11 protein-coding genes are annotated in these 14,806 nt (G+C 69.2%); 6 read left to right on the top strand and 5 right to left on the bottom strand.

The window, feature by feature from the left end; translation table 11 throughout:
* Positions 1–14: 14 nt before the first annotated feature.
* The gene (locus F0U63_RS21655; RefSeq protein ID WP_395847810.1) at positions 15–2,795 is read left to right on the top strand and encodes a phosphoenolpyruvate synthase; all 2,781 of its coding nucleotides are present in this window, start codon (positions 15–17) and stop codon (positions 2,793–2,795) included.
* Here F0U63_RS21655 and garD read toward each other — a convergent pair.
* Genes garD through kdgD form a run of 5 tightly spaced genes read right to left on the bottom strand, consistent with a single transcriptional unit; the run spans position 2,773 to position 9,709 of the window.
* Entirely contained in the window at positions 2,773–4,344 is a 1,572-nt protein-coding gene (gene garD / locus F0U63_RS21650) for a galactarate dehydratase (protein ID WP_395847809.1), read from the bottom strand. The genes F0U63_RS21655 and garD overlap by 23 nt on opposite strands.
* A 28-nt stretch (positions 4,345–4,372) precedes the next feature.
* Positions 4,373–5,725 (bottom strand): glucarate dehydratase, encoded by a 1,353-nt coding sequence (gudD, locus tag F0U63_RS21645; RefSeq protein ID WP_395847808.1) that lies wholly within the window; start codon positions 5,723–5,725, stop codon positions 4,373–4,375.
* Between the two features lie 49 nt (positions 5,726–5,774).
* Positions 5,775–7,112, bottom strand: a complete 1,338-nt coding sequence (locus F0U63_RS21640; protein WP_395847807.1) for an MFS transporter — start codon at positions 7,110–7,112, stop codon at positions 5,775–5,777.
* Between the two features lie 56 nt (positions 7,113–7,168).
* Positions 7,169–8,779: an aldehyde dehydrogenase (NADP(+)) gene (locus tag F0U63_RS21635; protein WP_395847806.1), complete on the bottom strand. Its 1,611-nt coding sequence runs from the start codon at positions 8,777–8,779 to the stop codon at positions 7,169–7,171.
* A 15-nt stretch (positions 8,780–8,794) separates the two neighbouring features.
* A complete protein-coding gene (kdgD, locus tag F0U63_RS21630) occupies positions 8,795–9,709 on the bottom strand; it encodes a 5-dehydro-4-deoxyglucarate dehydratase (RefSeq protein ID WP_395847805.1) in 915 nt (304 codons plus the stop codon).
* A gap of 318 nt (positions 9,710–10,027) precedes the next feature.
* On the opposite strand from kdgD, the gene F0U63_RS21625 reads away from it, so the two are divergent.
* The 5 genes from F0U63_RS21625 to F0U63_RS21605 all read left to right on the top strand — a co-directional run bounded on the left by F0U63_RS21625 (position 10,028) and on the right by F0U63_RS21605 (position 14,806).
* Complete coding sequence (locus tag F0U63_RS21625) at positions 10,028–10,954, top strand: LysR substrate-binding domain-containing protein (RefSeq protein WP_395847804.1); 927 nt, start codon at positions 10,028–10,030, stop codon at positions 10,952–10,954.
* 80 nt (positions 10,955–11,034) lie between these two features.
* Positions 11,035–12,156, top strand: a complete 1,122-nt coding sequence (locus F0U63_RS21620) for a branched-chain amino acid ABC transporter substrate-binding protein (RefSeq protein WP_395847803.1) — start codon at positions 11,035–11,037, stop codon at positions 12,154–12,156.
* Positions 12,157–12,180: 24 nt separating this feature from the next.
* Complete coding sequence (locus tag F0U63_RS21615; RefSeq protein ID WP_395847802.1) at positions 12,181–13,086, top strand: branched-chain amino acid ABC transporter permease; 906 nt, start codon at positions 12,181–12,183, stop codon at positions 13,084–13,086.
* Positions 13,083–14,042, top strand: a complete 960-nt coding sequence (locus F0U63_RS21610; RefSeq protein WP_395847801.1) for a branched-chain amino acid ABC transporter permease — start codon at positions 13,083–13,085, stop codon at positions 14,040–14,042. Before F0U63_RS21615 ends, F0U63_RS21610 begins: the two co-directional genes overlap by 4 nt.
* Positions 14,039–14,806 (top strand): ABC transporter ATP-binding protein, encoded by a 768-nt coding sequence (locus F0U63_RS21605; protein ID WP_395847800.1) that lies wholly within the window; start codon positions 14,039–14,041, stop codon positions 14,804–14,806. The genes F0U63_RS21610 and F0U63_RS21605 overlap by 4 nt, the downstream gene beginning before the upstream one ends.

The raw sequence follows: 14,806 nt of genomic DNA, 5'->3' as shown, positions 1-14,806 counted from the left end.
GACCGGAGAACCCCATGAGCGTGGACCCCTTCCCCACTCCGTCCGCCGTCCGCGCCATGGAGCCGGACCCCTTCATCCTCCCGTTCGAGCGCATCTCCGCGGCGGATCTGCCCCACGTGGGCGGCAAGGGAGCCAACCTGGGCGAGCTGGCCCGCGCCGGGTTCCCCGTGCCTCCCGGCTTCTGTGTCACCACGGCCGCCTTCGATGCGTTCCTCGCCGGCGTCGGGGAAACCCAGGCGCTGTACGCGGCGCTGGAGTCAGTGGATGGACGGGATGTGGAAGCGGCGCGCCGCGTCGCCGAGGCCACCCGCGCCGCGCTCGGCCAGGCGCCGCTTCCCCCGGCCGTGGCCGACGCCGTGCTCGCCGCCTGGCGGGCGCTGGGGACCGAGGCCTCGTGGGCGGTGCGCTCCAGCGCCACGGCGGAGGATCTGCCGGACGCCAGCTTCGCGGGCCAGCAGGACACCTTCCTCAACATCCGCGGAGCAGAGGCCCTGCTCGACGCGGTCCGGCGTTGCTGGGTGTCGCTGTTCACGGATCGCGCGGTGCTCTACCGGGCCCGGAATGGCTTTGGCCATCGCGGGGTGAAGCTGAGCGTGGTGGTGCAGCGCATGGTGATGCCCGAGGTGTCCGGCATCCTCTTCACCGCGGATCCGCTCACCGGACGGCGGGGCACCGTGTCCATCGACGCGGGCTTCGGGCTGGGCGAGGCGCTGGTCAGCGGACTCATCAACGCCGACCTGTACAAGGTGGACAAGGCGACGGGAGAACTGCTGAGCGTCCAGGTGGGAGACAAGGCCCTGGCCATCCGCCCCAGGCCCGAGGGTGGAACCTGGGAGGAGCCCCTGCCGGAAGCCACCCGCCGCGCCCGGGCCCTGGATGACGCGACCGCACGGGAGCTGGCCGCGCTGGGCGCACGCATCGAAGCGCACTACGGCGAGCCGCAGGACATCGAGTGGTGCATCGAGGCCGGGCGCATCTACGTGGTGCAGGCCCGCCCCATCACGAGTCTGTACCCACTGCCCACGCCCGCTCCGGACGATGGCCTTCACGTCTACCTCAGCTTCGGCCACTTCCAGATGATGACGGACCCCATGCCACCGCTCACGCTCCAGGTGTGGCAGTTGATGATTCCGTTCGGCAGGACGTCGTCGGCAACGGAGGACGCGCCCCACGAGACACGGAGCATCTCCCTCGCGGGCAGCCGGATCTTCGTGGACGCGACGCCCGTGCTGCGCCATCCCCTCCTGCGGCGGAGGGCCGTGGGGATCGCCCTTCACGTCTACGAGGACCTGGGCCGGGGCATGGAGATGCTGGCCAGCCAGCCGGCCTTCCAGCGCGGCGTGAGCAGTGGGCGGGCCACGATGAGGGGCGTTGGCCGCTTCGCCCTCCCCATGGTTGCCCGGACGCTGTACCGGTTGCTCGTCGCGGATCCCGCCTCACTCCGCCCCCGGGTGGAGACCTTCAGCGAGTCGCTGCTCGCCGAGATGCGGGCCCGGCTCACGGCGGCGGCTCCGGGTGGGGAGCGGTTGCGCGAGGCGCGACGTGTGCTCTCGGAACTCATGAGCCGCGTCCTCGCCCTGCCCCCGAATATCCTCGCGGGCGTGGTGGCCAAGGGGCTGCTGGGCCAGGCAATCGAGCGAGGACTGCTCGGCGGGACGCGGGAGGAGCTCTCCGCGCTGGAGCGGGGCCTGCCCGGCAACGTCACCACCGAGATGGACCTGGCCGTGGGAGATCTGGCGGATCTCGTCCGCCCCCATCCGGCCCTGACCGCGGTGCTTCGCGACCGTCCCGCCCCCGAGGCCCTGGCCGCGGCGCGGGAACTCGAGGGCGGGCCGGCCTTCCTCGCGGCATGGCGGAGCTTCCTCGAGCGCTATGGCATGCGGGGACCCGGAGAGGTGGACCTGTCGCGGCCTCGTTACAAGGAGGATCCCTCGCTCCTGCTCGCGGCCATCGTGGGAGGAGCCGGACCGGCGGGAGCGAGCCGCGCCGCGGGCGAGCACCGGGCCCACCACTCGGCGTTGACCGCCAGGGCCGAAGCCGCGGGCGAGCGCCTCATCGCCGCGTCCCGACGCGGTCTGACGGGAGGACTGCGGGCCCGGCTGGCTCGCCGGTGGGTGAGTCTGGCCCGTGCGGGCATGGGCCTGCGGGAACACCCCAAGTTCCTGCTCGTCCGCGTGCTGGAGCTCGTGCGCGACGCGGTGCTTGAGGCCGGGACCCTCCTGGTGCAACGCGGAACACTCGCGACGGCGGACGAGGTGTTCCTGTTCCGCTTCGAGGAGCTGCTCGCGGCGCTCGAGGCCGAGCGGGCGCCCGATCTACGGCCCCTCGCCGAGGAGCGGCGGGCCACGCTCCGGCGCGACACGAAGCGCGCGCCTCCCTTCGTGATGTCGAGCGAGGGAGAGATTCCCGTGCTGGCGGTCCGCGAGGATCTGCCACCGGGAGCCCTGTCCGGGACGGCGGCCTCGGCGGGTGTGGTGGAGGGGCGTGCGCGGGTGGTGCTCGACCCGGCGCGCGAGGTGCTTCACGCGGGAGAGATCCTCGTGGCACCACATACCGATCCGGGCTGGACGCCCCTGTTCGTGCACGCGTCCGGACTGGTGACCGAGGTGGGAGGGCTGATGACGCACGGCTCGGTGGTGGCGCGCGAGTACGGCATTCCGGCGGTCGTCAGCGTGGCGGGCGCGACGCGGCGCATCCACACCGGCCAGCGCATCCGCGTGGACGGCACCCGGGGCCTCGTGGAAGTCCTGGACAGCCCAGCCTCCACGGACCTCACGTCACGGGGGCGGGATTGAACAGCACCAGGGCATTGTGCAGCTTCCACTGCTCCGCCCACGTCTTCTTGCGGCCGCTGGCCACGTCCAGCATGAAGCGGAAGAGTTCCCATCCCACCTCCTCGATGCTGGCGGAGCCATCCGCGATGGTGCCGGCGTTCACGTCCATCAGGTCATGCCAGCGCCGCGCCAGATCGCTGCGCGTGGCGACCTTGATGACCGGGACCGCGGCCAGGCCGTAGGGCGTGCCACGACCGGTGGTGAAGACATGCAGGTTCATGCCCGCGGCCAGTTGCAGCGTGCCGCAGATGAAATCACTCGCGGGAGTGGCCGCGTACGTGAGTCCCCTCGTCTTGAGCTTCTCTCCGGGCGACAGCACCCCGGAGATCGGCGCCGAGCCGGACTTGACGATGGAGCCCATCGCCTTCTCGACGATGTTGGACAGGCCGCCCTTCTTGTTGCCCGGCGTGGTGTTGGCGCTCCGATCGGCCCCGCCTCGCTTCAGGTAGGCGTCGTACCACGCCATTTCCCGGATCATGGCTTGTGCCACCTCCGGGGTGGTGGCGCGTGCCGTCAGTTGGGCGATGCCATCACGCACCTCGGTCACTTCCGAGAACATCACGCTGGCGCCAGCGCGCACCAGCAGGTCGGTGCAGAAGCCGACCGCCGGGTTGGCCGTCACCCCCGAGAACGCATCGCTGCCGCCGCACTGGACTCCCACCACCAGCTCGCTGGCCGGCACGGTCTCGCGTCTTCGCGCGTTCAGGCGCGCCAGATGGGTCTCGGCCTGCCGCATGATGGACTCCACCATCGACATGAAGCCGGTATGGCTGTCGTCCTGCAGGCAGACCACGCTCGGCTTCCCGCCCTCCTGACCGACGACCGGGAGCGAGCCAGGTGGCAGCAGGCGCTCGGGCTGCAGCTTCTCGCAGCCCAGGCTCACCATCATCACCTCGCCGCCGAAGTTCGGGTTGAGGCTGATGTTGCGCAAGGTCCGGATTGGCACGATCGCGTCGGGCACGTCGATCGCCACGCCACAGCCATAGCCATGCTCCAGGGCCACGACATCGTCCACGTTCGGGAAGCGGGGCAGCAGCTCGGCCTTGATGCGCTGGACGGCGAACTCCGTGACGCCCGCCACGCATTGAACCGTCTGGGTGATCGCCAGGATGTTGCGCGTGCCCACGGAGCCATCCGGGTTGCGATAGCCCTCGAACGTGTAGCCCTCCAGCGGCGGGAGGGAGGTGGCCTTCGCGGTGGCGATGGGGAGGTCCTCCAGCCCACGCGCCCCTGGCATGTCGAGCAGGCGCTCGTGCACCCAGCGTCCGGACGCGATGTCCTCCAGGGCGTAGCCGATCGGCACCCCGTAGCGCAGGACCGCCTGACCCCGGGGCAGATCCACCAGCGCGACCTTGTGCCCCTGCGGCACGCGGTCCTTGAGCACGAGCCCATTGGGCAGCACCGTTCCCGCCGGCAACCCGCCATCGTTGGCGACGATGGCGACGTTGTCCTCGTCGTGCATGCGAATGGTGAGGGGTTGCGTCTGCGAGGGCTGCGCACGATCGGACATCTGTCTTCTCCTCTCTAGGACTCCAGCCTCAGCGCACGAGGCAGGGGCGCTTGGAGTCGAACTTCCACCCCGGCACCAGGTACTGCATGGCGGCCGCGTCGTTGCGCGCCCCCAACGCCTGGGTGCGGTAGAGGGCGTGGGCCTGCTCGAGCTGGTCCGGGTCCAACTCCACGCCCAGCCCGGGGCGATCCGGGACCGACAACTGCCCGCCGGAGATGCGCAGCGGCTCGCGTGTCAGGCGCTGGCCGTCCTGCCAGATCCAGTGCGTGTCGATGGCGGTGATGCGCCCGGGCGCCGCCGCGGCCACATGGGTGAACATCGCCAGCGAGATGTCGAAGTGGTTGTTGGAGTGCGAGCCCCAGGTCAAACCCCACTCGTGACACATCTGCGCGACGCGCACCGACCCCTGCATCGTCCAGAAGTGCGGGTCGGCCAGCGGGATGTCCACCGAGCCCAGCTGGATGGCGTGCCCCATCTCGCGCCAGTCGGTGGCGATCATGTTCGTCGCCGTTGGCAGGCGCGTCTGCCGGCGGAACTCCGCCATGATCTCGCGACCCGAAAAGCCCCGCTCCGGGCCACAGGGGTCCTCGGCATAGGCGAGCACGTCTCCGAGGCCGCTACACAGCCGCACCGCCTCCTCCAGCGACCAACAGCCGTTGGGATCCAGGGTGATGCGAGCGTCCGGAAAGCGCCTGGCGAGCGCCGTCACCGCCGCCACCTCCTCCTCGCCCCGCAGCACGCCGCCCTTGAGCTTGAAGTCCCGGAAGCCGTAGCGCGCGTACGCGGCCTCGGCGAGCCGCACCACGGCCTCCGGCGTCAGCGCCTCCTCGTGGCGCAACCGCAGCCAGTCATCCTTGGCGTCTGGTTCGGAGCGGTAGGGCAGATCCGTCCGCTTCCGGTCGCCCACGAAGAAGAGATAGCCGAGCACGTCGACGCGCTCGCGCTGTTGCCCATCGCCGAGCAGCGCCGCCACGGGCACCTCGAGGAACTGGCCCAGCAGATCGAGCAGCGCGCACTCGAGTGCCGCCACGGCGTGGATCGTCACCCGCAGATCGAAGGTCTGCAGCCCGCGCCCTCCGTCGTCGCGATGGGCGAAGCGCTGGCGCACCGCGTGGAGGACGTTGCGATAGTTGCCCAGGCGCTGCCCGAGCACGAGCGGGACGGCCTCCTCGAGCGTCTGGCGGATGGCCTCGCCGCCGGGCACCTCCCCCACGCCCGTGTGGCCAGCGCTGTCCTCGAGGACCACCACGTTGCGGGTGAAGAAGGGAGCATGGGCCCCGCTCAGGTTCAGGAGCATGCCGTCGTGCCCCGCCACCGGGATGACACGAACCTTCGTCACCGTGGGCGCCTCGTGGCGTCCCACCATCAGTTGCATCGTCATGGCCCGAGTCCTTTCTCTCCTGGGTGCTCGCTCCCCGGCCTGGGGGCCGCTACGCCTGCTTCAGCTCCAGGCGCCGGATCTCACCGACGACCAGCAGGTAGCAGACGATGGCGAGCAAGGCGTTGGCGCCCACGAACACGAGCGCGGCGGCGAAGGAGCCGCTTTCCTTCAAGATATAACCGATGATGATGGGCGTGGTGATGCCCGCCATGTTGCCGAAGGTGTTGAAGATCCCGCCGCTCAGGCCGGCGATCTGCTTGGGCGAGGTGTCCGACATCACCGCCCAGCCCAGCGCGCCCACGCCCTTGCCGAAGAAGGCGAGGGACATGATCGCGACGACCAGCCACTGCGAGTCCACGTAGTTGCACACCACCATGCTCGTGGACATCAGCATCCCGAGCACGATGGGCGTCTTGCGCGCGAAGGTGAGCGAGTGGCCGCGGCGCACCAGGCCGTCGGAGATCACGCCGCCCAACACGCCACCGATGAACCCCGCCACCGCCGGCAGTGACGAGACGAAGCCCGCCTTGAGGATGGACATCCCGCGCTCCTGCACCAGGTACACCGGGAACCAGGTGAGGAAGAAATAGGTCAGCGTGTTGATGCAGTACTGGGCCACGTAGATGCCCATCATCATGCGGTTGGCGAGCAGCTGTTTGACGGTCCCCCGCTGGAGCGGCGCCCTGGCCGCCGCCTGTTGTTCGAGACTCACGAGCCCACCACCGCGCTCGATGTACTCGAGCTCCGCGCGGCTGATGCGCGGGTGGGACTTGGGCTCGTGAATGGCATACAGCCACAGCACCGCCAACGAGAGGCCCAGGCCTCCCATCACGAAATAGACGCTCCGCCAGCCGTGGGCATGGGTGAGGTACGCCATGAGGGGCGTGAAGAGCACGGCCGCGAAGTACTGCGCCGAGTTGAAGATGGCGGAGGCCGTGCCCCGCTCGGCGGCGGGGAACCAGGCCGCCACGAGACGGCTGTTGCCCGGGAACGCCGGTGACTCGGCCAGGCCGACCATCAGCCGGCAGAGGAAGAACGCACCCACCACGGCGGCGGCGGGCAGTGCGCCCACCATCCCCGCCAGCAGCGTGAAGAACGACCAGAGGGCGATGCTCCACGCATAGACGCGCTTGGTGCCGAAGCGATCGAGCAGCCAGCCACCCGGGACCTGCCCCGCCACGTACGCCCAGGCGAACGCGGAGAACAGGTAGCCCATCTGCACGGGATCCAACCCCAGCTCCTTCTGCATCGTGGAACTGGTGATGGAGAGGGTCGCGCGATCCGCGAAGTTCAGCGTGGTGACGATGAACACCATGAACAGAACGAAGTAGCGGACACGGCTGCGCGTCCGTTCGCCTGCGCTGCTCACGGTGGAGACATCTTCCATGCGAAACCCTCCTCGCTGCGGTGTGCGGATGACGCCCAGGCGTCGGGACAGACGGCTCAGCGGCGGGGCGCGGAGGGCGGGACGAGCTGCCCGTCCACCCGCCGCCACAGCTCGAGCGGGTTGCCATCACGCAGCGCCTGGGGCAGCAGGGCCTGCGGCAGGTCCTGGTAGCAGACGGGACGCAGGAAGCGCCGGATGGCAAGCGAGCCGACCGAGGTGGCACGCGGGTCGGACGTGGCCGGGAAGGGGCCCCCGTGCACCATGGCGTGGCACACCTCGACGCCGGTGGGGAAACCGTTGACGAGGATGCGCCCCGCCTTGCGCTCGAGGACCGGCAGCAGCCGGCTCGCCACGGGAATGTCGGCCTCGTCCATCTGGAGCGTCGCGGTGAGCTGCCCCTCCAGGCGCTCGGTCGCGGCGCGCATCGCCTCCACGTTCTCGCAGCGCACCACCAGCGAGGAGGAACCGAACACCTCCTCCTGCAGCGCGGGATCGCTCAGCAGGCTGCCCGCATCGGTCGTGAAGAGGGCGGCGCGGGCCTGGTTCGGCCCGTTCGTGGCCACGCCACGCGCGATCCCCTTCACCCGGGGATGGGCCGACAGGCGCCCCACTCCCTCGTCGTACGCCGCGTGGATGCCGGGCGTGAGCATCGTCGCACACGGACTGTCACTCAGCGCCGCGGCGGAGGCCTCGAGGAAGGCGTCGAGGCCAGGGCCCTCGGCCGCGAGCACCAGACCCGGGTTGGTGCAGAACTGCCCCGCGCCCAGCGTGAGCGAGGCCACGAACTTCCGCCCGATGTCCGCTCCGCGCGCCGCCAGGGCGGCCGGCAGCAGGTACACCGGGTTGATGCTGCTCATCTCGGCGAAGACGGGGATGGGCTCGGCGCGAGCGGCGGCGACCTTCATCAGCGCCATGCCCCCGCGTCGCGAGCCGGTGAACCCCACCGATTTGATGCGCGGGTCCGCCACGAGCGCGGTGCCCACCTCGTTGCCCGAGGCGAAGAGGAGCGAGAAGACGCCCTCGGGCAGGCCACAGTCGGCCACCGCCTGGCGCAGCGCGCGCCCGACGAGCTCCGAGGTGCCCGGGTGGGCGTTGTGCGCCTTCACCACGACGGGACAGCCCGCCGCGAGCGCGGACGCGGTGTCACCACCCGCCACCGAGAAGGCCAGCGGGAAGTTGCTCGCGCCGAACACCGCCACGGGCCCCACGGCGATGTGACGCTGGCGCAGGTCGGAGCGGGGCGCGGGCTGGCGCTGCGGCAGGGCGGAATCGAGCCGCGCCTCGAGCCACTCGCCTCCGCGCACGACCTCCGCGAAGAGCCGCAGTTGGCCGACCGTGCGGCCCCGCTCACCCTCGATGCGCCCGCGCGGGAGTCCCGACTCCGCGCAGGCTCGCTCGATCAGCGCGTCGCCCAGGTCGAGAATGCGCTGGGCCGCCGTTTCGAGCAGGCGGGCGCGCGTCTCGAGGTCGGTGTCGCGGAACGCGTCGAACGCCTCCCACGCGAGCTGGCAGGCCCGCTCCACCTCGGCCGGAGTACCGCCGCCATAGGCCGGTTCGAGCCATGCGCCACGCGCCGGGTCGAATCCGCGGAACGTTCCCGCCGTGCCGCGCACCCGCGCCGCGCCAATGAACATCTCTCCAGTGAGAGCCTCGGAATGGGTCGCCATGGATGGAGCCTCGTTTCAGGAACGCCCGGCCAGGAGGGTCTTGAGCTCACCGAACTCGCTCTCGGTGAGGTCCACCAGCGGAGGACGCACGGGTCCGGCCGAACGGCCCATGGCGCGCATGCCCGCCTTCACGATGGAGACCGCGTAACCCTTCTTGCGGTTGCGAATTCCGATGTACGGCAGCACGAAGTCACGCAGACCCGCCGACACGGTCGCGAGGTCACGCGAGCGGACGGCATCGTAGAAGCTGAGCGCGAACCGCGGCAGGAAGTTGAAGATCGCCGAGGAGTAGGTGGTGACACCCATCTCCAGGTACGGGAGGGCGAAAGTCTCCGCCGTCGGCAGTCCGCCGATGTACATGAGGCGGTCGCCGATGCGCTGGTGGATGCGCGTCATCATCTCGATGTCACCCACTCCGTCCTTGAAGCCGACCAGGTTGGGGCAGCGCTCGCACAGGCGCGCGAGCGTGACGTCATCCAGCACGGCGTTGGCGCGGCTGTAGAAGATGACGCCCAGCTTCGTGGAGGCGCACACCGCCTCGACGTGCGCGGCGATGCCGTCCCGGTCGCACTCGGTGAGATAGGGAGGCAGCAGCAGCAGCCCGTCCGCGCCCGCGGCCTCGGCGGCCCGGGCGAGGTCCTTCGCCATCGCGGTGCCATAGCCGGTCGGAGCGATCACCGGGACCCGGCCACGCGTCTCCTCCACCGCCGCCCTGACGACCCGGTTCACCTCGTCCGCCGTGAGGGAGAAGAACTCGCCCGTCCCGCCGGCCGCGAACAGACCCGCCACGGCGTACTCGCTCAACGATGCCAGGTTGGTGCGATAGGCACGCTCGTCGAAGGCGAGCGTCGCGTCGAAGTGCGTGACGGGGAAGGACAGCAGCCCCTTGCCCAGCTGCTTTGCCATCTCCACCGGAGTCATCTGCGTCATGGGCCTTTATCTCCTCGGGTCGGCCTCGGTTCGCGGTCCGTCCCACGCGAAGCAAGGTACGTTTCGGCTCGATGCCGCTCCAGACCAAAGAGGGCATGTACCCATGCACGAAGTGGATGGATGCGACGCTCCGCGCCATGACGCTCGAGCGAGGCGCTGGCGGTGCTTCGAGCCCCTGCCCGCCCGTGAGGCGCACCCGTGCCGTGAAGGCGCGGTGCGTCATCGTTCAATCCCGTGCGACACCCGGAGGCCCGGCGCGCGGCCGGATGAATGCCGGATAGACTGGGGATGGACTCCATCCATGCTGGGGCTGCATCAATGTTCGAGTTCAGCCAACTCCGTTGCTTCGTGGCCGTCGCCGAGGAGCTGCACTTCGGGCGCGCGGCCACACGGCTGAGCATGACCCAGCCGCCGCTGAGCCGGCAGGTGCAGTTGCTGGAGCACAACCTGCGGACGCAGCTCTTCGAGCGCACGAGCCGCACCGTCAAGCTGACCCCCGCGGGCCGCGCCTTCCTTCCGGAAGCACGTCGGCTGCTGAGCCTGGCCGAGAGCGCCGCGTTCAGCGCGCGGCGTGTGGCGAGTGGTGACGCCGGCACCCTCACCCTGGGCTTCACCGCGGCCTCGGGCTACAACTACCTGCCGAACCTCATCTCCGCCATGCGCTCGCGCCTGCCCGGCGTGGACCTGATCCTCAAGGAGCTGGTGACGACCGCGCAGGTGGATTCCCTGATGTCCAAGCAGCTCGACGTCGGCCTGGTACGCGTGCCGGTGGATCACCAGGACTTCGCGTCGCGCTGCGTGCTACGCGAGCCCCTCATCGCCGCGATCCCACGCACGCATCGGCTCGCCGAGCAGCCCTTCGTGACCCTGGGGGACTTCGAGCGCCAGCCCTTCATCATGTACTCGCCCTACGAGGCGCAGTATCTGCACAACCTCGTCCTGTCGGTGTTCGGCAGGGCGGGCGTGGCACCCCGGTACGTGCAGAACATGAGTCAAATCCATTCCATCCTGGCGCTGGTGCGCGCGGAAATGGGCCTGGCGCTCGTCCCGGAGGCCGCGGCGGCCCTCAACTTCGAAGGGGTCGTCTTCAAGGCCGTGGAGATGGAGCCGGCCAGGCCCGTCGAGCTCTTCCTGGCGTGGAGCCGCACCAACGACAACCCCGTGCTCGGCGCCTTCCTGGAGACGGTGTTCGCCGCGTCGGGAACGGCGGGGCCGGAGACCCGTCCCGCCCCGCGTGACGACTGAGTCCTGGCAAGAATCTGCTCTTGTCCACCGCTGGGCGCTGATATGGAAATGACCGTTTCCTGAACCCCGAGGAGAACCTCATGAAGAGAGCGATGGGTCTCGCCCTGGCATTGTGCCTCCTGAGCTTCGGCTCAGCCCGTGCGGCGGATACGATCAAGATCGGCCTGCTGGCGCCCATGACCGGTTCCTGGGCGAGCGAAGGCCAGGAGATGAAGAAGAACGTCGAGCTGCTCGCCTCCGAGCTGAACGCCAAGGGCGGATTGCTGGGCAAGCAGGTCGAGGTCATCATCGGGGATGACGGCGGCGATCCGCGCACCGCGTCACTCGCGGCGCAGCGGCTGAGCACCCAGGGCGTGGTGGCCGTGGTCGGCACCTACGGCTCGGCGGTGACCGAGGCGACCCAGAACATCTTCGACGAGGCGAGCATCATCCAGGTGGCCAACGGCTCCACGAGCGTCCGGCTCACCGAGAAGGGCCTCAAGTACTTCTTCCGCACCTGCCCTCGCGATGACGAGCAGGGACGGGTGGCCGCGGCGACGATCGAGCAGATGAAGGCGGCCAAGGTCGCGCTCCTGCACGACAACTCGGCGTATTCCAAGGGCCTGGCCGATGAGATCCGGGGGATCCTCAAGGGCAAGAAGATCAACGTCGTCTTCTTCGACGCCCTCACGCCCAAGGAGCAGGACTACTCCACCATCCTCACCCAGCTCAAGGCGGCCGGTCCGGACGTGGTCTTCTTCACGGGCTACTACCCGGAGGCGGGCCTGCTGCTGAAGCAGAAGAAGCGGATGGGGTGGAACGTGCCCTTCCTCGGTGGGGACGCCATCAACAACCCGGACCTCGTGAAGATCGCCGGCAAGGACGCGGCGGAGGGTTTCCAGTTCCTCTCGCCCCCGGTGCCCAAGGATCTCGACACGCCCGAGGCCAAGGCCTACTTGGCGAGCTACACGAAGAAGTACAACGAGACGCCAGGCTCCATCTACGGCGTGCTGGCGGCTGACGGCTTCCGCGTCGTGACGAAGGCCATCGCGGAGACGAAGTCGACGGACGCGGACAAGCTGCGCGACTACCTCACCACCCGCCTCAAGGACTTCCCGGGCCTCACGGGGAAGATCTCCTTCAACGCGAAGGGTGACCGGCTCGGTGAGCTGTACCGCGTGTACAAGGTCGAGAAGACGGGCGACTTCGCACTGAAGAAGTAGGCACGCCGCTCGGCGCCCACCCACATGGAGCACTTCTTCCAGCAGCTCACCAACGGACTCGCCGTCGGGGGCATCTACGCGCTCATCGCCCTCGGCTACACCATGGTCTACGGGGTGATGAAGCTCATCAACTTCGCCCACGGAGACCTCTTCACGTACGGCGCCTACCTCGGGATGACCCTCCTCACCTCCTTCTTCCTCCAGGATCGGCTGGGGATGGTGGCAGGGCTGGTCCTCCTGGCCGTGATGGTCATGGGGCTCGTCGCGATCATCGGCGCCGTGCTCGAGCGCGCGGTGTACCGGCCCCTCCGGGAGTCACCCCGGCTCTCGGCCGTGGTGTCGGCGCTCGGCGCGTCCATCTTCCTGCAGAACGCGCTCATGCTCCTCTACGGCGCCCGCGTCCACGTCTACCCGGAGGATCTGCTTCCCCAAGCGACGGTGAACGTGCTCGGGCTGGAGGTGCCCCTCATGCGCATCGTCGTCGTGCTGGCCTCGGTCGTGATGATGGCGGTCCTCTACCTCTTCGTGCAGAAGACGAAGATCGGCACCGCGATCCGGGCGGCCGCGATCGACCAGGGAGCCGCCCGCCTCATGGGCATCGACGTGAACCGGGTCATCCTGCTCGTGTTCCTGATCGGTCCCGCCCTGGGCGGCGCCGCCGGGCTGCTCGTCGGCCTCTACTACGGGCAGGTCAGCTTCACGATGGGCTGGCTCTACGGGATGAAGGCGTTCACCGCGGCCATCCTCGGAGGGATTGGCAACATCCCCGGGGCGATGGTGGGCGGCCTGCTGCTGGGCGTCATCGAGGCCCTGGGCGCGGCCTACCTCTCCCTGGCGTGGAAGGACGCGCTCTCCTTCCTCGTGCTCATCTTCATCCTGATCGTTCGTCCCACGGGACTGCTGGGCGAGCGGGTGGCGGACAAGGTATGAGCCGCGGCCTGCTCGTGTCCTACGCGGTCCTCGCCCTCGTGCTCGCCGGGGCCCCGTTCGTCCTGGACGCGTACTGGGTGGACGTGCTCAACAGCGTGGGCCTCTACGCCCTGCTGGCCTTGAGCCTGAACATCATCCTGGGCGACGCGGGGCTCTTCAACATGGGCCATGCCGCCTTCTACGCCGTGGGTGCGTACACCACGGCGATCCTGAACACCCGGCTGGGCCTGCCCACGCTGTGGGCCCTGCCGGTGAGCGGACTGGTGGCGGCGCTCTTCGCGGCGCTGGTGGCCCGCCCCGTCATCCACCTGCGGGGGGACTACCTGCTCATCGTGACGATCGGGCTGGGGGAGATCGTGCGCATCGCCCTGGTGAACGACGTGTTCGGCCTGACGGGCGGGGCGAACGGGCTCTTCGGCATCGCGCGCCCTACCCTCTTCGGCCTGAAGATCCGCCGCCCCAATGAGTTCTTCTATCTCATCTGGGCCTTCGTCGCGCTCACGGTCTTCCTCTTCCACCGGCTGGAGCAGTCACGGTTCGGGCGGGCACTGAACTACCTCCGGGAGGATCCGGTGGCCGCCGAGGGCAGTGGCGTGAACACGGGCCGCTACAAGCTCCTGGCCTTCGCCCTGGGGGCGGCCTGGGCGGGAATGACCGGCAATCTCTACGCCGCGAAGATGACGATCATCTCCCCGGAGTCGTTCAGCTTCTGGGAGTCCGTCCTCCTCTTCCTGATCGTCATCCTCGGCGGCTCCGGCTCCATTCCCGGGGTGCTCCTCGGCGCCTTCCTGGTGGTGGGACTGCCGGAAGTCTTTCGAGGCTTCGCCTCGGCGCGAATGCTCGTCTTTGGCCTGGTGATGATGGTGTTGATGGTGTTCCGCACTCAGGGGCTGTTGCCCTTGCGGACCGTGCGCTTCAAGAAGTCCGACCTCCAACGGGCCAAGGCCGCACCATGAGCGCCCTTCTCGAGGTCCGGGGAATCACGAAGGCTTTCGGTGGACTGACCGCCGTGCGCGACGTCTCCTTCGAGGTCGCCGAGGGGTCCGTCGTGGGGCTCATCGGCCCGAACGGCGCGGGGAAGACCACGACCTTCAACCTCATCACGGGCAACTACCGCGTGGATCGCGGGACGGTCCGGTTCAAGGAGCGCTCCCTGGTGGGGTTGAGGCCCCATCAGATCGTGACGCTGGGCGTGGCCCGGACCTTCCAGAACATCCGCCTCTTCCAGCAGATCTCCGCCGTGGAGAACGTCCTCGCCGGGCGCCATTGCCGCACCCGAGCCGGGCTGCTGTCGGCCTTGTTGCGTCTGCCCGGACAGGTCCGCGAGGAGCGCGAGGCCGTGGCCCGGGCGATGGAGGAGCTCGCCTTCGTGGGGCTGCACGGCCGGGCGCTGGAGCTGGCCAAGAACCTGTCCTACGGAGACCAGCGCCGTCTGGAGATCGCCCGGGCGCTGGCGACCGAGCCCAAGCTGCTCATCCTCGACGAGCCCGCGGGCGGCATGAACGAGCAGGAAACGGACCAGCTCGTCGAGCTGATCCGGAAGATCCAGCAGCGGGGAATCACCCTCCTGCTCATCGAGCACGACATGAGCCTGGTCATGCGAGCCTGCGAGCACCTGGTGGTGCTGGAGTATGGCGAGAAGATCGCCGAGGGGACTCCCGCGGCCGTCCGGAAGGATCCGAAGGTGATCGAAGCCTACCTGGGAACGGAGGAGGTCTAG

The sequence above is a fragment of the Cystobacter fuscus genome, assembly GCF_044360685.1.
GTDB lineage: Bacteria > Myxococcota > Myxococcia > Myxococcales > Myxococcaceae > Cystobacter > Cystobacter fuscus_C.
This window is presented reverse-complemented; position numbering and strand designations above follow the sequence as displayed.

Bases quoted from the DNA above. Each gene is read 5' to 3' on its own strand.
- kdgD (WP_395847805.1), bottom strand. From the start codon at position 9,709: ATGACGCAGATGACTCCGGTGGAGATGGCAAAGCAGCTGGGCAAGGGG.
- F0U63_RS21655 (WP_395847810.1), top strand. From the start codon at position 15: ATGAGCGTGGACCCCTTCCCCACTCCGTCCGCCGTCCGCGCCATGGAG.
- F0U63_RS21640 (WP_395847807.1), bottom strand. From the start codon at position 7,112: ATGGAAGATGTCTCCACCGTGAGCAGCGCAGGCGAACGGACGCGCAGC.
- F0U63_RS21625 (WP_395847804.1), top strand. From the start codon at position 10,028: ATGTTCGAGTTCAGCCAACTCCGTTGCTTCGTGGCCGTCGCCGAGGAG.
- F0U63_RS21615 (WP_395847802.1), top strand. From the start codon at position 12,181: ATGGAGCACTTCTTCCAGCAGCTCACCAACGGACTCGCCGTCGGGGGC.
- gudD (WP_395847808.1), bottom strand. From the start codon at position 5,725: ATGACGATGCAACTGATGGTGGGACGCCACGAGGCGCCCACGGTGACG.
- F0U63_RS21635 (WP_395847806.1), bottom strand. From the start codon at position 8,779: ATGGCGACCCATTCCGAGGCTCTCACTGGAGAGATGTTCATTGGCGCG.
- F0U63_RS21620 (WP_395847803.1), top strand. From the start codon at position 11,035: ATGAAGAGAGCGATGGGTCTCGCCCTGGCATTGTGCCTCCTGAGCTTC.
- F0U63_RS21605 (WP_395847800.1), top strand. From the start codon at position 14,039: ATGAGCGCCCTTCTCGAGGTCCGGGGAATCACGAAGGCTTTCGGTGGA.
- garD (WP_395847809.1), bottom strand. From the start codon at position 4,344: ATGTCCGATCGTGCGCAGCCCTCGCAGACGCAACCCCTCACCATTCGC.
- F0U63_RS21610 (WP_395847801.1), top strand. From the start codon at position 13,083: ATGAGCCGCGGCCTGCTCGTGTCCTACGCGGTCCTCGCCCTCGTGCTC.